Genomic DNA, 17,913 nt, shown 5'->3' with positions numbered 1-17,913 from the left:
TAAAGAAAGTTGTTCACTTTCAAAAAGACGATAGCTTTTCGATGACGTTGGATCGCTTCATTCGCAATCGTCTCAAGATCAATTCCACCGATTCTTGTTGGCGTCCAAGTAAAGTGATGATTGATCACATCTTCATGAAGTCCAACCGCTTCAAAGATTTGCGCACCTCGGTAGCTTTGTATCGTGGAAATGCCCATCTTTGAAAGGACTTTCATCATCCCTTTTGTCGCTGCTTGAATGTAGGCTTTTACTGCATCGACGTAATTGAGACCACTTAGCTCTTCATCTCTTGCAAGACCTTCAAGAGAATCAAACACAAGATACGGATTGATCGCTTCTGCCCCGTAACCGAGGAGAACTGCGAAATGATGAACTTCACTCGCTTCACCGGTTTCCACAATTAAGCTCACTTTAGTTCTTGTTCCTTGTCGGATGAGATGATGATGCAAGCTCGAGACGGCCAAAAGCATTGGCAGAGGAACGTTGAATTTATCTGAGTCACGATCCGTTAACACAATGAGTGTCCGGTCGTCTTCAATTGCCCGATCTGCGCGTTTGTGTATGTCTTCAAGTGCTTTTTCAATATTTGAAGACGAGCCACTCGGCTCAAACGTTGCAGACAGCACTTCTGCTTGTAAGCCTTGCTCGTCACAAGCGGCAAGCTTGGCTAACTCCTCATTCGTTAGGAGTGGTGTTTCTAAGTAAATATGGCGGGCACTCTTCGCCGTTGGGTGAAGCAGGTTGCCTCTTTCCCGATTGTCGTACCTACCGCAGTCACGACTTCTTCTCGAATCACGTCGATCGGCGGGTTCGTTATTTGTGCAAATTGTTGCTTAAAGTAGTTGTACAACAGTTGAGGTTTCTCCGACAACACAGCTAGCGGATTGTCGTACCCCATAGACCCTACCGGGTCTGCGCCATCTGTAACGAGCGGCTTGATCTGTTTATGAATTTGCTCAAACGTATACCCGTGTACGAGTTGATTTAGGAGCACTTGTTTTTCGTCATACTCTTTAAATGCATCTGAGCTTTCACGGATGTCATCTAGCGTCTTTAGTTCTTGAGCAACCCATTCTTCATACGGATGCTTAGAAATAATCTCTTGTTTTACATCTTCATCTGGAATAATGCGCCCTTCACTCGGGTCGACGATGAGCATCTGCCCCGGTTTTAACCTTTTCTTCTCAACAACTTTCTCTGGCGCTGCGGGGAGTACACCCACTTCAGAAGACATGACGACGATGTCATCTTCTGTCACGATGTAACGGGATGGACGAAGCCCATTTCGGTCAAGACAAGCGCCTACACGATTTCCATCCGTAAACACAATGGCTGTCGGTCCGTCCCACGGTTCCATTAGCGTAGAATGATATTGGTAAAATGCACGCTTATCTTTAGCCATGTTCTCAGCATTTTGCCATGGCTCTGGAATCATGAGCATTGCTGAGTGGGCAAGCGTTCTTCCAGACAATGTTAAAAATTCAAAAGCATTATCGAACATCGAGGAGTCACTACCATTTTCATCAACGACAGGTCGCACTTTTTCAAGATCGCTTTGGAAATATTCGGATTCGAACACCGCTTCTCGCGCTCGCATCCAGTTGACATTCCCTTTAATCGTATTGATTTCCCCGTTATGCATAAGATACCGGTTTGGATGTGCTCGCTCCCAACTCGGAAATGTATTCGTACTAAATCGAGAATGTACGAGAGCGATCGTACTTTTGAATAATTTCTTCTTCAGATCGGTATAAAACGTACCGAGTTGATCCGTCGTAAGCATGCCTTTATAGACAATCGTTCTTGTTGAAAGACTGGCAAAATAAAAAGAATCACCCTCTTTTAAAAGGGCTTTAACTTCTCTTTCAATACGTTTTCGAACAACATATAATTTTCTCTCTAAAACGTCTGAAGACAAACCTGAAGATGTAATAAATACTTGTTGAATATAAGGTTTTGCTGCGAGCGCAGTCTTACCTAACCCTTGTTCATTCACAGGAACATCGCGAATACCGATGACACTTGCTTGCTCCTCTTTTGCAATCGATTCAAGTAGGTCGAGGACAGCCCTTCTTCTGCCTTCATCTGTTGGCAAGAACAACATCCCAACGCCATATTCCCCGGCGTTTGGTAATGAAAAGCCGTTTTCCTTTGCAGCTTCTACAAAGAACGGGTGAGGGATTTGCAACAAGATTCCTGCCCCGTCACCAGAGTTCTTCTCCGCCCCTTGCCCACCTCGATGTTCAAGATTGCTCAAAAGATCAAGTGCGCTTCGCACGATCGTATATGATGGTGTTCCTTTAAGATTTGCTAAAAACCCAATTCCGCAATTGTCATGCTCAAATTCAGACCGGTACAATCCTTGGTCCCCTTGATATTTGTGAGTCAATTCATTCCACCTCTTTCATCCAACTTGAAGTTGTCTCAGTAAACTAGTAAAAATGATCTTACCACTTATCTGAACCTTCGGCAAATTGGAACCGCCCGTCGCTTCGGCATGTAAGCGCTTAATGCATAGTTGCTTCGGGAAAAAATCTAACAATCATTTTTCTGCCTGTTTTCTATATTTTGATCCGTAATTGTACTTTTCTTTAATAGGAATAATACATACGAAACCTTTATCTGTTTACAAACGTAAATGAATCAAGACATGATTGTTGTGAAAATGATATAATGAACAAAGAATTGCTCGGCTGGTTTTTACTGACAGAAAGGTGGTCTATCCATGCAAGAAGAAAATAAACATGCCCCAGAAGTTGATGAAACGAATTTTGAAACTGACCTTAAAGAGCCTGAGAAACAAGAGGCTGAGAAAAACGCAGAACAATACATGAACAAATTCAAAGAAAGTAGCAACACAGCTGAACTGATCCAACAGCTAGGTTTGTTAGGAGAAGATGAGCAAAAACTTGCTGGAGACTCCCTTGAATCATTAAAGCGACCAGTGCAAGACATGCTCTCCAATAAAAACAGTGAGTTGCCTGAACAGCTCTTTGAACTTCGTCAGCAAGTGTCGACGCTAGAGCCAGAACACCTTAACCAAAATGCATTGCAAAAAGCGTGGAACAAGCTTACCCGCAAAAATCCAATTGATCAATATGCACAGAAATATAAAACGGTTGAAGAACAAGTGGAGAACATCATTGAAGCGTTGTTAAAAGGGAAAGACAAATTGCAAGAAGACAACTTGATGTTAGAGCAACTTCGGGAGACCGCGACTTCTCGGATTACCAATTTGGAAAAGCAAATTGAAACGGGTAAACAGTTAAACACGATGCTTGAAAGTGAAATGACTGCCGAGAAATGGCGAGACAACCCGGTGGAGTTGCAAAAGGGTCAACAAAAAGTGATTACACGGATCAAAAACATGACACAAGCGGTTATGGTATTACAGCAGTCACTCGCTTCTGTTGACTTAATAAAAGAAAACAACGAAAAACTTGAAGAAGCGATTTTTAATGCGATTACGATGACGAAAAACGTCATTACGGTTACAGCAAGTATCCAACTTGCACTTGGCAACCAACAAAAAGTCATTGACGCTGTGCAAAGTGTGAATCAAGCAACAGAAGATATGATTTTAAGTAATGCCAAAACGTTGCGTACGAATACGGAAGAAACATTAAAAACATTGGAAGAGCCTGCGGTTGCCATCGAATCCTTCCGTAAAGCTTATGAAGACGTTCAATCTGCGATTGAATTAACCGAACAGTCCAATGAACGAATTGTTCAGTCCGGAAAAGCGTTTATCGCCGAACTTGATGACTTGAACAAAAACGTTCAAGCTCGTCTGCCCGAGCGATCGGAGCGTTCATAGCGCCGGATCATTGACCACTACTTTACGATGAAGGTGATGATGTTTGTGAAAGATTGGCTAACCTCCTCTTGGAGGGAGCGTTTTATTCCGGAGCGGATGCGCACCGTTGACGATCATATATTTTCTGACCCAAACGGCCTTTCACTCATCAAAGAAAGTGAAGCGGTTTTAGATAAAGTCATCTCTCATATTCTAAAACACGGGCCACCACGAGGCTCACAAGTGTATAGAAAAAACGGGCGCACCTTTAAGATGAGGCTGAAAGTAAGTCAAAAACATTTGAAGTTGCTCACTTTTGATACCCATCAATCTCCTTCTGCCATTAAAAAACGCTTTGTGTTGCATTACGTAAGAAGTGAACATTCAAAAGCCCAACAAAAAATGATTAAAGATGGGTTTGTCTATTATATGAAGAATGGGAAGTCACATGTGAGAAGTGTCGTTAAATCACCGTACTTTCACGGCATGATACAAAAATTGCAGCACATTGATGGAGCTTTGGATGGACATGCTCCTACTTCTCTCATTCAAATGCAAGACCAACCTGATCACGAAGAAACGATCTCCAAAGAAGCAAAATCAGAGCAAGATCAATATGCAGGATCACTAAATTACGTATCAATGCTCGAGCACGAGTTGCCCGCGCCTTTGCAAAACCGACTGCGCCAGCTTCTAGAACGGTTGTATCCACTTAAGCAACAACTTAGACACCTATCGGTTGAAGATCGGTATCAAGTGAAACGCATGCTCCAACAAGACATTCCAAACCTATTAGAAGCCTATCAGCAATTGGATGAGGAAGAGCAGTCGGAGCAGATGGAAAAGGTGTACGAAGCCCTGACACAAATGGAAATTACAGTGAGCCGTTTGCAAGAAAATGAAGACGATATGAAGTCAGAGCGATTCGATTACCTCATTCGACTAAACGAACGCCGCTATAATGAAAAAAAAGACCGCTAAACAACGTTCAGCGGCTGAATGTAACCCCAAGTTCGAACCATAAACGAATTTGGGGTGTTTTATTTGTGAAAGCATCGAGAGCGTGTATGAAGAGGTGGTTTAGAAGTCTATGGAAGGCTCGGATTGTAACATTCAATTATCGCAAAACAACAAGTCATAAAGTTCATCTTGTATCCATTCAAAATATCTTATTCATAATACCAGTACAGAAGACGACGAAGTGAATTTTTATAAATCGGAAGATTGTTAAGATATCCTTTATGCAAATTGTGATTTTACGTTAAAATAATGAGCATATGGCACTTGCCGTTACAATCAGCCACTTTGGAAAGGAATCGATGATGCAGAAACTATTTGATCACACGTATCTCATTGACGGACTCGACCTTGGCATGAAAGAACGTACCGGAATTTATGTGTTGGATAATGAGCAACTAACCATTATCGAAACAGGACCGAGTCAATCATTTGAGCCGATTCGCCTTGGACTCAAACAGCTCGGTTATAAAATGACTGATATTTCTCACATTATCTTAACCCACATTCATTTAGATCATGCAGGAGGTGCTGGGCAGCTCGTTCAACACGCCACTAATGCTCGCGTCCACGTTCACCCAAGTGGCTACAAACATCTCATTGACCCGACGAAATTGATCGAAGGAGCTCGTGTTGTGTATGGCGATGCGTTTGACCGCACGTTTGCACCTGTTCTCCCCGTTCCAAAACGGATGGTCGTTAGTCAAGAAGATGGAGCACAGCTCTCTATTGGCAACAACCGAACGCTCACATTTTTCCATACTCCTGGCCATGCAATGCATCATATCTCCATTCTAGACAGCGAAACGAATGGGATCTTTACTGGCGATACGGTTGCGGTCTATTATAAAAGTTTGAGCGATCGTCACAATCAATGTGTAAGCGTGCCGAGTACATCCCCTTCCCAATTCGACCCAGCAATGATGGCAAATTCGTGGGAAAAGATTCGTCGGTTATCTCCGGATGTTTTGTATTTAGGCCATTTTGGCGCCCCTCAGCAAACCGATCAACTGTTTCTAAACAGCGAACAACTGCTCGAGAAATTTATTGATGCTTTAAGAACAGAGTCACAAGATGCAAAGCGGTTAGCGCGCGTCCTTCAACAAACCGTTCAAGATTATTATCAGCTCGAACAACTTACAGATGATGAATCCAATATGTTAAACGTCGATTGCCAAGTTTCAGCACTCGGTCTCATCCACGCTTATGAAAAAGGGAGAATCGAGCTAGATGGTTGAACAACGGTTGAAAGCCCTTTATAATGATTAGGTGAACTGTGTTGAAAAGAGAGGATATGTATGAATCGTAAAGAAGCATTGCAATGGCAAGGAAAAACGGTTATTTTTCAAAATGATTCGACGTGCAGTTATTACGGAGTGCTAGAAGAAATCCATACACCCCAAAACAAGATTTGGACCGGAACCATTCTCGTTCAAGGTGTACACGAAATCTTTGATGTGGATGCGATCTTTTCGCTAAAAGACCGTGGTGGTGAACGGTTTACGATCTCGGGAAACAACATCCATCCTTTTGACGGAAAAACCTCTCGTTCATTTCGAGGGTCTGTGCTCAGAGCGCTCACAAATCTAGAAAACGTAACAAGTGCAAACATCCAACATTTAAAAGAACAAAAGAAACACCTTCAAGATTCTCGCTTGCGCTTTAAAAATGGCCATCGTCAATCAGAAGATCCTTATTTATATTTTACATTAGGGTATGAAGAAGAAGAAATTGTACTCATCGAAAACTCGCAAAAAGAGCGCATGATGCTAGACGGTTGCCTTTTGATTTAGAATGGTACAATGCAAAACATGACGAGTGGTTGATGGTTCTTCATGAGCGCGAATGGAAATTCAAATTAAGAAACGGCAAGAAAGTCCGGCTCGAACAAGGTGCTGCCGTTCGTATTCACAAGGAACAGTTTGAACCTTTCCAAATTCTGCTCAACGAACTTGAAACGCCAGCGAAAGAATCTCTAGCAAGTATTCTTAGAGATTTCGGATATAAACGTAAACATCTTGTGAAATGTCACAACACGTTACTTCGCCAATTGTTGCACGCACAAGAGGAGCAAAAGTTTACCGGAGTGAACTTCTTGATCTTTGAAAAAGAAGCGTCCTCCATCATTATTCAACATCGTTACGAACGCATTTTGCACCATATCGGTGAAGATTACGTGTATGACCGATTTGAATGCACGTCTGACCAAAACGAGCGTCAAGTGCTTACGTATACGAATATGCAGACACTAAAATAAAGAAGATGAACCCTTTAGAGCGGTTCATCTTCTTTTTCGTTTGAATCCAGTTGTGTATGATGTTTTGAAAACCAGGCGAGTAACGTCCGTCCGTCTTCTTCGCCTAAATCATATACTTCAAAACTTTTCCCCGATAAACTTGAAAGAATGGATACTGAAAATGTTGATAACGTTCTCCACCTTTGAATTGGGGATTGTACGACGTCAGCAGCTTGAATTCTTCGCTTAGGAATGAGAACTCGGTTCAGGTTGAACAATCGCCATTGCATAATAACAAATTGATCATCATGATAAAATCCTCCGTGCTTATGTCGCCAATGCCCGACGAGCATACCCGGAATAATCAACAATAAACTGTACCACCCTACCGGTTGGAAGAAATAGACGATCGGAACAATCACGAATAAGAGAGGGAAAACGGAGCGAATCATGTAGCGGAACTTCGCCCTCTTCGGCAAACGTGACAACGTGTATTCCTCTTCAAAAGAGAATTCTGGTAGAAACTGAGCGAGCACGTCCTCCACTTCAGAACGTTTAATAAGCGGAATGAGCATCGTTGACTGTTGCTCCTCTGCACTGCCGCCACCTTTAGATTCAACATATAAGGTTGTATAGCCAAACGGCTGTCTAAGAATACTCGAAACCATGCGGACAGCAGTAATCCGGTGTTCTTTTAGTGTGAGTTGTTTTCTTTCCAACAATCCTCGGGAAACGATAATATCCGTCCCGCGCTTTTCCACTTGAAATTGCCCGTACTTGATGACTGTAATTCCTATTGAAATAACCCAAGCAATAATGGCAATAGAAACGACAATCACAGCAATAAGCGTCATCGTTAAGGAGAGTGCAATACCGATCGTTGACTCGTAAAATTGTTCAGGCAAAAGGAAGTCGATTTGGGATACGAGTGCCACTACTGCTGATAGCACAAGTCCGACACCGCCAGACGTCATACCGGCTACGATTAGTCGCTTCGTACCGAGTACCCACTTTTCTTCTGGCTCTTCTTCTACCCAATCTTCTCCCACCTCATCCAGTTCTTGATCCACAAGTTCTTCATCTGTGTGCGGCTCTTCATAAAGCGCCTTTTCATCTGTTTGGACCTCTTCATCAACCATCTCTTCTTGAGGTTTTTTGAGAAGTTTTTTCTTTAGGCGATTCGCTTCACTTCGGTCGAGTGCAATTAACTCTACATCAGGCTCACTGCCTCCACCTGCAGTCTCAATTTTCACTTTTACTAACCCAAAAGTCGTTGTAAAAGACCCGCCGACATGTCAAAGCTTTGTACACGACTTCTTTGAATATAGCGCTGTTTTTTTATGAGGACGCCTTGGCGAATATGAAGTTCTCGATCTTCCACACGGTATCGGTACATGAACCAATACAAAAAGCTATATCCTCCAGAGATGAGCAAGATTGCAGGTATGATGATGAGTGCGAATAAACCTGGAAATCCTGTACCTCCGATAAAAAAGGCTATGATGATCGGGATAATAAAACTTTTCAAGCCCGATAACACCATGATTACGACAGCTGCCCAGTGCATTCTTTTACCGTCAGTCATCTTCATCAGCCGTTTGGGCCAAAACGGCAATTTGATCCCGAAGATCCGAGGCCACTTCTTCTGTTAATGCAGGAATTTGATGAATGGTCGCAGCCGTTGATATGGAAACAGCCGATAGCTTATAGTGTCTATAGATCGGCCCTTGTTCTGTATCTACATGCTGCACACGATTCATTGGAACGAGCGTTCTACGTATAATGAATACACCGTACTGAAAGTCAATTTCCTCGTCGTGAACTTCATAGCGCCATCGGCGCCACCTAACTGCTGGAATGACAAGACTTTTTAATATTGCAATCAAGATCCATAGCAGCATCACCGGGTATAAAATCCAAAACGGCCAATCAAAGAAAAACGACAACCCTGCATATGCAAGTGGTAATACTAAGTAAAATAAACTTTCTAAAAGTCCTGTAATACGCCAAACAGGAAGCGCCTTTTTAGATAGGCGCTTCGCCGGTACTTCTCGCATAAGCGGTGCTCCTTCCTTGATTACTCCTCATCAGTTACGTACACGATCTCGACACCGATCTCTTCAAGTAACGCAATTACTCGTCGGTTCAAGTCTTCATCACGCAACAATCCAAGAGATTCAACGAGCTCGAGCTCATCAAACTCACCGGCTTTCGCTTCTTCTATGAGCTCGAGCACGTCGGTCATTTTCTTGTCTTCAAGTTGTTGAATTAATTGTTCGTTCGTCATCTCTTCCACCTCTTAAGATTCCCTGCTCGCTCTTACTGAATCGGTCATTTGTTTCCAGACTGACCCTTTCGCTTCTTCACCACCAGCAATTCTTTCAAGCGCGAGCTGCATCTGCATGTCAACTTCAAATTCCGAGTCACCAATGGCTGCTTTTAACGGTTCAATCGCCCGCTCGTCTCCAAGCTCATATAAGAACATTGCTGCTCGCCAACGAACGAGTTTGCTTTTGTCTGTTAAGCTTTCAATGACAACGTCCATTGCACTCGCATCGCCAAGATCAGAAAACGCATCTGCAGCTGTCCGCCGTACCGTTGCCGACTTATCGTTCATCGCCTCGTACAAATAAGGAAGAATGGCTGGCGTTTCGATCATGCCGATTAGTGTAACCGCAAGACGCCGAACTGATAACTTCTGGTCTTTCATCGCCTTTTGCAGTACTTCGAGGTCCTCCTCAGACGGGTCCATCTGATCTAAGGCGGCAAAGCGTGCTTTCCAATCTGGGTTATCAAGCATCTCCAGCGTAACAGCATAAGGTTCTGGTCGGCTGTTTGATCCAGACACTTCGCTCCACTCAATCAGTTTATTCAAACGTTCCTTCGTGTAGGCCGCTTCAATTTCCTCTGCTACCTCTTCACCGATCTTATCCAAATCACTTCCGTAGCGAACACTTCGCTCTTCCCATTTACGTTCTGTCACAATGTTTTCCGAATCTCCAGCCGCAGTAAACGCCGCTTCCATGAAGCGCCCAGGTAAAGCGACGCGCTTCTCCTCATCACCTGCGACGAGCTTAATTTGCATCGGAATGTTTTTATACACTTGCAGTTGAACAGTGACCTCTCCGTAATGTTCATCCATCACGTGTTCACCCGTGCTCGTGCTCTGGGTTTGCTCGCCAAAGACTTTTCTTGCCTCTTGCAGGACAGCTTCCCATTTCGCTTTTGGTTCACGTTCTAATGCGATGAAGTCTGCGACGTGATAAACCCCTTTAATTCCTTCGATTTGAAAAAGCTCTTTGATTTCTTCGGGTGCACCCGCATAGTCCGTTTTTGTATAATTATTGCTCTTCCCACTGGAAAGAGATTCATCTAGCGTTAGTTTCATCGTATTCGGACTTGGTGTCGGTTCAATAGAAATTATTTTCATCGTTTGTTCCTCCTCAAAAACAGCGTTCTCGGCTTCTATCATAACAAATTGCGTATGAGATAGCTATTTAACGAATCCACGGGGTCAAATGTTGCACAATTTCCGTAAAAGGCGTTTTGTCACCGAATCGCTCTGATACCTCACCCCGTTCATTGATGAGGACCGTCGTTGGTACACCGATGGCGCGATACGCTTCGTATGTAGTCATTCCGTCATCGATCACATACAAAACGGTGTACGGGGCATTGTCCATAAATTGTTTGCCATCACCACGGTTTCTCTCACGGCCTTCTACATTAATAAACAACAAGTGTAAACCCGCTTCTTCCAACGACTGTTGGATTTTCGCTTTTTTGTCGAGGTCGATTTGCGAATCAGGCACCAAGATGCCCAAAACGTCAGAAGTAATGGCTTGCCTTTATAATCTTCCAAAGATATCCGTTCGTTTGATACCGGATTTAATAATGAAAATGCTGGCGCTTTCACTTCGATTCTCCTTTCCTCGTTTCGACAACCATTGGATGACGTTTGCGGTGGACCGAATTTGTGTGAGCTGAGTATACCCCTCAGGTTGTTTGCATAATAACGTCGGGACGGTTTCAATGTTGTAATCATAAGCAAATGTCTTCGTGAGTTGTAAATTTAATTTATACATTGTTTCTTTTGGAGCTACGTACCGAAACGCTTCTTCAACCATCGTTTCTGCCACTTGACAACTTAAACAAAACGGGGACACGATCAATGTGTATCGGATGTTTCTTTTTCGCCACTCGGCCTCGGTAATTTCTTCTAGCACGCTCATTCCCCTTTTTGTTTATGGAGTCAATACACTATGATGCACAAACAAAAAAGCGCTACAGGCAGTCAAGTTCACTACTGCCAACAGGTGAAAATCTACACCCGAGCGCTTCTTCAAAAACCGTTATTTATGCTTCGCTTGCTTTCATGAACGTCACGATATTCTTTTCCATTTTGGCATGATTCCACGCTGCTTTCAAGCCATCCGAAAACACGATCTCCTTTTGCAAGTGAAAACTGTGTAATGGGTAACGGATCGTCTCCAAAAGCGGAAACGGATCCAAAACAATCCGCCGCTCGTCGTGCCAATGTGCTTGCACAATTTGATCATCTAAAAATGTAAATCGAGAAGAGAAACCATTCTTAAACCAAGGAAACTCATCTTTCTTTTGTACTCCCGGTCGGTTCAAGCATGCATATAGCGACAGCTCGTCGCACATTGTGAGTATTTGTTGGTCGATCGTCGTATCTGTCTTTATCCTCATGTTCGATTGCCGCAGCTGCTCACCCTTTATAAATGCAGATGCACGAGGCGTATCAATACTTATAAAGAATGCCGACAAATGGCGACTCACCAAATATGCTGCTCGCTCATCCATCAACTGCACTTCTTCGATCCCGTTTCGATAAAGTGCAATCTTATCCTCATCTGGATAGGAATTAAAGTCATGCGGTTGCCCATGAATGGCGTCCCATTTCGGGAGGTGGTCGGCTTCTTTCCACCCGCGATCATGTTCCCGCGCGGCGATTACAACCGATTGCCAGTCGCTTTGTTTCCTTCGATTTGTATCACCCCAACGACTGGCAAGGTGACCGCTTAGTCCCCCGTGCTCATGTTGCGTCGTAACGACCCAGAATTCAGACTCCTCTCGAATGATCATAAGACGAAATTGAACAATTTGTCTGACGTAGAGATTTCATCAACATCAAACCCTTCAGATCGCATACGAGCCATAAGAACCGGATAGTCATCAGCATGTTTCAGTTCAATTCCGACAAGCGCGGGCGCAACTGACCGGTTATTCTTTTTCACATAATCAAACCTCGTAATGTCATCATTTGGACCGAGTACATCATTTAAAAATTCTCGTAAAGCTCCAGCTCTTTGTGGGAAATTCACGATAAAGTAGTGCTGTAAACCTTCATAAACGAGCGATCGTTCTCTCATCTCTGCCATTCTACCGATGTCATTGTTTCCCCCTGATACGACACAAACGACCGTTTTTCCTTTAATCTGATCCTGATAAAAGTCTAGAGCAGAAATGGACATGGCTCCAGCAGGTTCTGCGACAATGGCTTGCTGATTATACAACTCCAAAATTGTCGAACAAATCTTACCTTCAGGCACTAATACGACATCATCTAAAAGTTTTTCACACATTCTAAATGTTTTGTTGCCGACACGCTTCACTGCAGCGCCGTCAACAAACTTGTCAATCTCACCAAGCTCAACAACCTCACTTTTTGCGAGGGAGTCCCGCATTGATGGCGCTCCTTTAGGTTCTACACCAATGATGTTAATGCGAGGGTCAATCGACTTTAAATACGTGCCGACACCGGAAATAAGGCCACCACCTCCAATTGAGGCAAATACATAATCAATGTTCTCTCCGATATCATTAAGAATTTCCATTCCAACCGTTCCTTGGCCAGCAATGATCTTTTCATGATCAAACGGGTGAACAAAAGTCATGCCATGCTCTTCTTCATAGCGTTTCGCCTCTTTAAATGCATCATCAAATGTATCTCCAGTAATGATAACGTCAACAAATTCTTTCCCAAATTGCTTCACTTGGTCTTGTTTTTGCCTCGGTGTCGTTGTTGGCATGAAGATTTTCCCTTTAACTTTTAACTGCCTGCAGGAATAGGCCACTCCTTGAGCATGGTTGCCTGCACTTGCGCAAACAACACCGTTTTGGAGGTCTTCTTCAGGAAGGCTTTTCATTAAGTAATAAGCGCCTCTAATCTTAAATGAGCGAACGACTTGCATGTCTTCTCTTTTTAAATATATATTGGCATCGTAGCGCTCTGATAAAACCTCATCTCTTTGAAGAGGGGTGTGCGTCACGACATCTTTTAACGTTTGGTATGCAATAATGATGTCTTCTAGTTGGACTTCCTCGATTGTTTCACTTTTTTGTGCCATCTTTTACGCCGCCTTTGTATACAATTCTAACGCTAACCGTAACATATATAACGTGAATTATAACACGCTTGTTTGAAGATTTCTTCTATTTCTTTAACGATGTGATGAGTTTATCGACAAAAGCGTACAAAACGAGAAACCGTAATACATTTCGTTGAAAATCAAGCCCAATCCTTCTATAATTAATGAAGAATGGCGTCTACGAAGGAGGAAGAGAAAAATGAAATTTAAAACCGCAATGATGAGCATGATTGTTTTCTTAGCATTTTTAGCCCCAACTACGCAAACACTAGCAGCATATGGGGAAGAGGCTGGTAGTGACGCGAGCACATTTCTTGTATTTTCACTTAGTGCTTTTTCAATCGTTACACTCGTCTACTTAGTCGTTTCAGCATTTAAAGACAACAACAGCTAACAAATGGTTAAAATCTTGGTTTTTCGGGAAACTAGATAGCTATAACGATTGTATTAGGGAGGCTGTTAACGATGAATGATTGGTTAAAGAATGGATTTTTCTTAGGACTTGGTGCTGCCGCTGCTGGAACAGAGAAAGTGCAAAGTTATTTAGACGACCTTGTTACCCGCGGAAGAATTACGCCAAAGGAAGCTGAGCAATTTGCAGAGGAACTGATCTCTAAAGGTGAATCAAAGGAACAAGAATGGTCAGATGCCTCCAAAGTGCGTATGAAAAAGATGTTCAAAGACATGGGTCTAGTTACGACGGATGATTTAAGCCGCCTTGAAGAACAAATCGCTCATCTGGAAACACTCGTGAACAACCAAAATGATTCAACTGACTCTAAAGAGTCGTAAGGAAGATGACTATTGCTCTCTAATGGGTTAAAACATGCCAATCGTTACCGAAAAATTGTCACCATCCTCGCCCGCCATGGGTTTGGATACGTACTCAAAGAAGTTGGTCTTTTTCATGTGTTGTCCCTTCCAAAGCGTATGGCTACAAATCGGAATGACCCGAACTATCGACTGATTGGCGAGCGCTTCGTAATGCATTGGAAGAACTCGGGCCGACCTTCATTAAATTAGGTCAAATGGTCAGTACTCGCCAAGATCTTTTTCCGAAGCATATTGTTGATGAACTTGTTGAACTTCAAGATAACGTGGCAGCGTTTAAATATAGCGAAGTGAAGGCCATTGTTGAAGAAGAATTAAACATGCCGATTGAAAAAGCATACAAAAGCTTCAATGAGTTGCCCATTGCTGCAGCTTCAATCGGGCAAGTTCATAAAGCAGAGCTGGATGACGGTACAATTGTTGCCGTCAAAGTGGCTCGACCAAATATTAAAGAGACAATAGAAAAAGACTTGGACATTCTTCATGACATTGCTCGCCTATTTACACAACGTTTTCGTTGGGCGGAATATTACCGGTTAGAAGAAGTTGCAGATGAATTCGCAGAGGCCATTCGTAATGAAGTGGACTACACACTTGAGATTCGCAACACAGAAAAAATGCGGATGAATATGAAGAAATTTTCGCTCATTCAAGTTCCAGAAATCTATGAGCCGCTTTGTACCCGGAAGATGATTACGATGAGCTTTATAGATGGGGACAGCTTACATGATTGGGAACCTCCGAATGAAGAGATACGCCAGCAGTTCGCTCGCGAACTTGCTGATGCTTTTTTACAACAAGTATTGATCGATGGCTTCTTTCACAGCGACCCCCACCCCGGTAACTTCATTGTCACCCGTGATGAGAAGATTTGCATGCTTGACTACGGTCAGATTGGTCGCTTGAATAAATCAATGCGAAATCAATTCGTTGACTATGTGATCTCTTTGACGAGAGGTGACCCTAACGATGTGGCTCGGTCTGTGTATACGATGGCGGATGTCCCAGATACGGTCGACCCCGAAGAGTTTAGTGAAGAAGTAGAATACTTACTGGATAAATATTATGAGCAACCATTTGAAGAAGTAAAAATAGGCGAAGCGATTAATGATATCTTTTCTGCGTCCCACCGGTATAACATTCGAATTTATAAGGAATATACGTTACTTGCAAAAGCATTCATTACCGTGGAAAGCATCCTTTCCCGCCTTGATCCGAATTTAAGTATCGTTGAAATTGCCGAGCCGTATGGACGCGACTTAGCCCGTGAACGATTGAATCCAAAGAACTGGTCAAAGGATATCTATCGACAAGCAAAGTCACAGTCAAAAACGCTTTTTGCTCTCCCTACTTCACTGAAACGAGCCATTGATCGTGTTGGAAATGACGAACTCTCGGTTCAATTGCGGTTGCCAAAGTTGAATTTGTTCTTTCGCAAACTGGACCGCATTTCCAACCGCATCTCTTTTAGCCTGACGTTACTCGCGTTTAGCATCATCATGGTCGGTCTAATCATTGGTTCTACGTTTGGTGAACAAGGATCTATCCTCGTGCAATTACCTGTCATTCAAATTAGCTTTATCGTTTCGTTCCTCATGTTTGTGCTTATCCTCTTCTCGATTTTAAAGTCGGGAAGGTTCTAACACGGAAAAGAGCAACGCCCTAATCGGCGTTGCTCTTTTCGTTCATCTCATCGAATAGCAATTCCATGACATAGTAAATTGCTTGTATCCGTTCTTCATATCGTTTCTCGCGAACGTGTGCTTGAAACGATTCTGTTGGAATCACATACATATTTTCGTATGTATGTTCAATTTGCACCGCATTTAGCGTATTCATTGCATTTTCTTCTGCGAACGCTAACGCTTCTCCCCGCCACACTTCAACACGCTCTTGCACTTCATTCACGAATGGAAGAATCGTTCCTTCAAATGAAAACGACTGTCCTTCTTGCTTTTGTCGATGATATTGCTTCGCTCGCTCAACGTCACTGAGCAGTTGAAGTGACCGTTCGCGAAGTTGCTGTACCATGGTTAGTCCCTCACTTTATGAACCGGAGAAAGAGAACATTTTGCCGAGTTTTCTTTTCTCACGTACCGGTTGTTCATCCGTTTTTGTTTCACTACTTTGATCGTCATTTTGAAAGGATGCGAGCTGATCTTCAAGAGAGAGCATCGATTTTTGAACATCATCCAACTCATGGCGATGTTTAAGAAGTTGAAAGCTAACGACTTCATCGGCTTTTCTTTCAATCATTCTTTCTAAATGTTCAAGTCGAAACAAGATGTCTTCCATCTTCTTCTCTGCTTCTCTCGTTGACGCCATGAGTGTTGGTGATTTCTCCTCTTGGTTGATGATGAACGCCTCTTGCGCCGGCATTTGCCGCTCTTTTATGCCTTTTAGCATTTCAATCATCTGTTCGTCATACAAATAATGGCCACGATCATTGGTGTTCACTTGAACTCCGTGTTTTCTTACCCAGTTTTGAATCGTCTTTGGTGCCACTTGGAGCATGTCTGCCACTGCTTGCGTTTTTACATAAGTCAATCGAATCGCCCTCCCCGTTTAAGAAAACGTACTGCCTTCTTTCTTAACGGTAAGATTCACGCAAACAAGTCCCATCTCCTTTCTGGCTGACAAAACTGGTATTAATTCGTCAAATGTTCTCTTTATTCATCGCCAAGACGATGGCCGATCGTCTCAGGTGGATCGCTGACAAAACGACATGGTTACTATCCATAAGAATAATACTTCTCGTTTTACGTCCATTTGTGGCATCAATGCACATTTTTCTTTCTTTCGACTCTTGCACAATACGCTTGGTCGGTGCAGAATCTGCATGTACAATGGAGATAATGCGCTCGCCGGGAACAATATTGCCAAAACCAATATTCGTTGGTTTATCGTTCATGTTTTGTTCACCTCTTTCATAGCACTTTAAAAAGTGTAACATGAGCCCGTCTCATAGAAAACAATTCTTCAAAAATCGTAAAACGTATGCTATTATTAGCTGTTGTTATTATTCATATTGAGACCTCCGGGAAAGGATGAGACGATTGACGTTTCGTTATCCGAACGGAAAGCGCTACACGAAATCAGCGACCCCCAGAAAATGGGGAAAGCAAACCGAGGAATGAGCTTAGAAGAAGACATTAACCAATCAATCATTCACTATCGAAATACTGAACGAGCAATTATTCATAAAAAACCAACGCCTGTACAAATTGTAAACGTCGATTACCCGAAAAGAAGCCGAGCCAAAATTACAGAAGCGTATTTTCGGCAAGCGTCTACGACGGACTATAACGGCGTATATAAAGGTCGATACGTCGATTTCGAAGCTAAGGAAACCCATCAAGTTCAATCTTTTCCTCTAAAAAACTTACACGAGCATCAAATTACACATATGCAAGAGATTGATGCACACGGAGGTTTTGGATTTCTCATCTTGCGATTTGCCCGCTCTCAAGAAACCTTTGTCATCAAAACGAGTGATTTCTTGCATTTGAAAGCTTCAACCGAGCGAAAATCTGTACAGAAGACTCACATTGAAACATACGGTGTAAAACTAGCAAATACTACGCTTCCACCTGTCGATTTTCTGCCTGCTGTCGATTTATTATTTCAATAATGTAACC

21 protein-coding genes and 3 pseudogenes are annotated in these 17,913 nt (G+C 42.9%); 10 read left to right on the top strand and 14 right to left on the bottom strand.

The annotated features are described in order from the left end of the window. Nucleotides 1-194 precede the first annotated feature (194 nt). Nucleotides 195-2,278: pseudogene (locus JCM19037_RS29095) on the bottom strand (glutamate synthase central domain-containing protein); the annotation flags it as partial. Nucleotides 2,279-2,725: 447 nt separating this feature from the next. On the opposite strand from JCM19037_RS29095, the gene JCM19037_RS03155 reads away from it, so the two are divergent. From JCM19037_RS03155 to JCM19037_RS03135, 5 genes are all read left to right on the top strand, one after another. Continuing rightward, a complete protein-coding gene (locus JCM19037_RS03155) occupies nucleotides 2,726-3,817 on the top strand; it encodes a toxic anion resistance protein (protein WP_042397765.1) in 1,092 nt (363 codons plus the stop codon). Between the two features lie 45 nt (nucleotides 3,818-3,862). Further along, on the top strand, nucleotides 3,863-4,777 hold the full coding sequence (locus tag JCM19037_RS03150; RefSeq protein WP_042397762.1) for a hypothetical protein: 915 nt from the start codon (nucleotides 3,863-3,865) through the stop codon (nucleotides 4,775-4,777). Between the two features lie 338 nt (nucleotides 4,778-5,115). After that, nucleotides 5,116-6,051, top strand: a complete 936-nt coding sequence (locus JCM19037_RS03145) for an MBL fold metallo-hydrolase (RefSeq protein WP_193744643.1) — start codon at nucleotides 5,116-5,118, stop codon at nucleotides 6,049-6,051. A 60-nt stretch (nucleotides 6,052-6,111) separates the two neighbouring features. Beyond that, complete coding sequence (locus JCM19037_RS03140) at nucleotides 6,112-6,606, top strand: hypothetical protein (protein ID WP_042397759.1); 495 nt, start codon at nucleotides 6,112-6,114, stop codon at nucleotides 6,604-6,606. Next, nucleotides 6,591-7,070 (top strand): DUF2777 family protein, encoded by a 480-nt coding sequence (locus JCM19037_RS03135; protein WP_042397756.1) that lies wholly within the window; start codon nucleotides 6,591-6,593, stop codon nucleotides 7,068-7,070. Before JCM19037_RS03140 ends, JCM19037_RS03135 begins: the two co-directional genes overlap by 16 nt. Nucleotides 7,071-7,084: 14 nt before the next feature. On the opposite strand, the gene JCM19037_RS03130 is transcribed toward JCM19037_RS03135, so the two are convergent. From JCM19037_RS03130 to ilvA, 10 genes are all read right to left on the bottom strand, one after another. After that, nucleotides 7,085-8,302 (bottom strand): PH domain-containing protein, encoded by a 1,218-nt coding sequence (locus tag JCM19037_RS03130; RefSeq protein WP_042397751.1) that lies wholly within the window; start codon nucleotides 8,300-8,302, stop codon nucleotides 7,085-7,087. Nucleotides 8,303-8,307: 5 nt separating this feature from the next. Further along, a complete protein-coding gene (locus tag JCM19037_RS03125; protein ID WP_042397749.1) occupies nucleotides 8,308-8,634 on the bottom strand; it encodes a PH domain-containing protein in 327 nt (108 codons plus the stop codon). Beyond that, a complete protein-coding gene (locus JCM19037_RS03120; RefSeq protein WP_042397747.1) occupies nucleotides 8,627-9,106 on the bottom strand; it encodes a PH domain-containing protein in 480 nt (159 codons plus the stop codon). The genes JCM19037_RS03125 and JCM19037_RS03120 overlap by 8 nt, the downstream gene beginning before the upstream one ends. Before the next feature lie 20 nt (nucleotides 9,107-9,126). Next, entirely contained in the window at nucleotides 9,127-9,336 is a 210-nt protein-coding gene (locus tag JCM19037_RS03115) for a hypothetical protein (protein ID WP_042397744.1), read from the bottom strand. A 12-nt stretch (nucleotides 9,337-9,348) separates the two neighbouring features. Beyond that, nucleotides 9,349-10,479, bottom strand: a complete 1,131-nt coding sequence (locus JCM19037_RS03110) for a conserved virulence factor C family protein (RefSeq protein ID WP_042397741.1) — start codon at nucleotides 10,477-10,479, stop codon at nucleotides 9,349-9,351. Between the two features lie 67 nt (nucleotides 10,480-10,546). Next, a complete protein-coding gene (locus JCM19037_RS03105) occupies nucleotides 10,547-10,861 on the bottom strand; it encodes a hypothetical protein (protein WP_152548918.1) in 315 nt (104 codons plus the stop codon). Then, nucleotides 10,771-10,965 (bottom strand): redoxin domain-containing protein, encoded by a 195-nt coding sequence (locus JCM19037_RS29825; RefSeq protein WP_193744642.1) that lies wholly within the window; start codon nucleotides 10,963-10,965, stop codon nucleotides 10,771-10,773. Before JCM19037_RS29825 ends, JCM19037_RS03105 begins: the two co-directional genes overlap by 91 nt. Beyond that, entirely contained in the window at nucleotides 10,898-11,275 is a 378-nt protein-coding gene (locus tag JCM19037_RS03100; RefSeq protein ID WP_042397735.1) for a thioredoxin domain-containing protein, read from the bottom strand. Before JCM19037_RS03100 ends, JCM19037_RS29825 begins: the two co-directional genes overlap by 68 nt. A 130-nt stretch (nucleotides 11,276-11,405) precedes the next feature. Then, nucleotides 11,406-12,158 carry a DUF3891 family protein gene (locus JCM19037_RS03095; protein WP_042397732.1) on the bottom strand — a complete coding sequence of 251 codons (753 nt, stop codon included), beginning with the start codon at nucleotides 12,156-12,158 and terminating at the stop codon, nucleotides 11,406-11,408. Next, the gene (gene ilvA / locus JCM19037_RS03090) at nucleotides 12,155-13,423 is read right to left on the bottom strand and encodes a threonine ammonia-lyase IlvA (RefSeq protein ID WP_042397729.1); all 1,269 of its coding nucleotides are present in this window, start codon (nucleotides 13,421-13,423) and stop codon (nucleotides 12,155-12,157) included. The genes JCM19037_RS03095 and ilvA overlap by 4 nt, the downstream gene beginning before the upstream one ends. 220 nt (nucleotides 13,424-13,643) lie before the next feature. On the opposite strand from ilvA, the gene JCM19037_RS03085 reads away from it, so the two are divergent. From JCM19037_RS03085 to JCM19037_RS03075, 4 genes are all read left to right on the top strand, one after another. Further along, complete coding sequence (locus JCM19037_RS03085) at nucleotides 13,644-13,838, top strand: hypothetical protein (RefSeq protein WP_042397725.1); 195 nt, start codon at nucleotides 13,644-13,646, stop codon at nucleotides 13,836-13,838. Between the two features lie 71 nt (nucleotides 13,839-13,909). After that, on the top strand, nucleotides 13,910-14,236 hold the full coding sequence (locus JCM19037_RS03080; RefSeq protein ID WP_042397724.1) for a phasin family protein: 327 nt from the start codon (nucleotides 13,910-13,912) through the stop codon (nucleotides 14,234-14,236). Between the two features lie 12 nt (nucleotides 14,237-14,248). Beyond that, nucleotides 14,249-14,467 (top strand): hypothetical protein, encoded by a 219-nt coding sequence (locus tag JCM19037_RS25485; RefSeq protein ID WP_193744641.1) that lies wholly within the window; start codon nucleotides 14,249-14,251, stop codon nucleotides 14,465-14,467. After that, nucleotides 14,434-15,918 (top strand): AarF/ABC1/UbiB kinase family protein, encoded by a 1,485-nt coding sequence (locus JCM19037_RS03075; RefSeq protein ID WP_052363486.1) that lies wholly within the window; start codon nucleotides 14,434-14,436, stop codon nucleotides 15,916-15,918. Before JCM19037_RS25485 ends, JCM19037_RS03075 begins: the two co-directional genes overlap by 34 nt. Nucleotides 15,919-15,937: 19 nt before the next feature. On the opposite strand, the gene JCM19037_RS03070 is transcribed toward JCM19037_RS03075, so the two are convergent. From JCM19037_RS03070 to JCM19037_RS03060, 3 genes and pseudogenes are all read right to left on the bottom strand, one after another. After that, nucleotides 15,938-16,306: a DUF1798 family protein gene (locus JCM19037_RS03070; RefSeq protein WP_042397722.1), complete on the bottom strand. Its 369-nt coding sequence runs from the start codon at nucleotides 16,304-16,306 to the stop codon at nucleotides 15,938-15,940. A gap of 15 nt (nucleotides 16,307-16,321) precedes the next feature. After that, nucleotides 16,322-16,822: a MerR family transcriptional regulator gene (locus JCM19037_RS03065; RefSeq protein WP_042397721.1), complete on the bottom strand. Its 501-nt coding sequence runs from the start codon at nucleotides 16,820-16,822 to the stop codon at nucleotides 16,322-16,324. A 122-nt stretch (nucleotides 16,823-16,944) separates the two neighbouring features. Further along, nucleotides 16,945-17,186, bottom strand: a pseudogene (locus tag JCM19037_RS03060) (DUF370 domain-containing protein). A gap of 145 nt (nucleotides 17,187-17,331) precedes the next feature. Here JCM19037_RS03060 and recU point away from each other — a divergent pair. Then, nucleotides 17,332-17,906 (top strand): annotated as a pseudogene (gene recU / locus JCM19037_RS03055) (Holliday junction resolvase RecU). Nucleotides 17,907-17,913 lie beyond the last annotated feature (7 nt).

Source organism: Geomicrobium sp. JCM 19037 (genome assembly GCF_000698105.1).
In the GTDB taxonomy this organism is placed as follows: Bacteria; Bacillota; Bacilli; order Bacillales; family Marinococcaceae; genus Geomicrobium_A.
The sequence above is the reverse complement of the archived record's forward strand: the minus strand, read 5'-3'. Positions and strand labels throughout refer to the sequence as shown.

What these genes read in the sequence shown, in the direction of transcription:
- JCM19037_RS03155 (WP_042397765.1), top strand. Translation starts at nt 2,726, where the DNA reads ATGCAAGAAGAAAATAAACATGCCCCAGAAGTTGATGAAACGAATTTT.
- JCM19037_RS03145 (WP_193744643.1), top strand. Translation starts at nt 5,116, where the DNA reads ATGATGCAGAAACTATTTGATCACACGTATCTCATTGACGGACTCGAC.
- JCM19037_RS03140 (WP_042397759.1), top strand. Translation starts at nt 6,112, where the DNA reads ATGAATCGTAAAGAAGCATTGCAATGGCAAGGAAAAACGGTTATTTTT.
- JCM19037_RS03125 (WP_042397749.1), bottom strand. Translation starts at nt 8,634, where the DNA reads ATGACTGACGGTAAAAGAATGCACTGGGCAGCTGTCGTAATCATGGTG.
- JCM19037_RS03120 (WP_042397747.1), bottom strand. Translation starts at nt 9,106, where the DNA reads ATGCGAGAAGTACCGGCGAAGCGCCTATCTAAAAAGGCGCTTCCTGTT.
- JCM19037_RS03115 (WP_042397744.1), bottom strand. Translation starts at nt 9,336, where the DNA reads ATGACGAACGAACAATTAATTCAACAACTTGAAGACAAGAAAATGACC.
- JCM19037_RS03110 (WP_042397741.1), bottom strand. Translation starts at nt 10,479, where the DNA reads ATGAAAATAATTTCTATTGAACCGACACCAAGTCCGAATACGATGAAA.
- JCM19037_RS03095 (WP_042397732.1), bottom strand. Translation starts at nt 12,158, where the DNA reads ATGATCATTCGAGAGGAGTCTGAATTCTGGGTCGTTACGACGCAACAT.
- ilvA (WP_042397729.1), bottom strand. Translation starts at nt 13,423, where the DNA reads ATGGCACAAAAAAGTGAAACAATCGAGGAAGTCCAACTAGAAGACATC.
- JCM19037_RS03085 (WP_042397725.1), top strand. Translation starts at nt 13,644, where the DNA reads ATGAAATTTAAAACCGCAATGATGAGCATGATTGTTTTCTTAGCATTT.
- JCM19037_RS03080 (WP_042397724.1), top strand. Translation starts at nt 13,910, where the DNA reads ATGAATGATTGGTTAAAGAATGGATTTTTCTTAGGACTTGGTGCTGCC.
- JCM19037_RS03070 (WP_042397722.1), bottom strand. Translation starts at nt 16,306, where the DNA reads ATGGTACAGCAACTTCGCGAACGGTCACTTCAACTGCTCAGTGACGTT.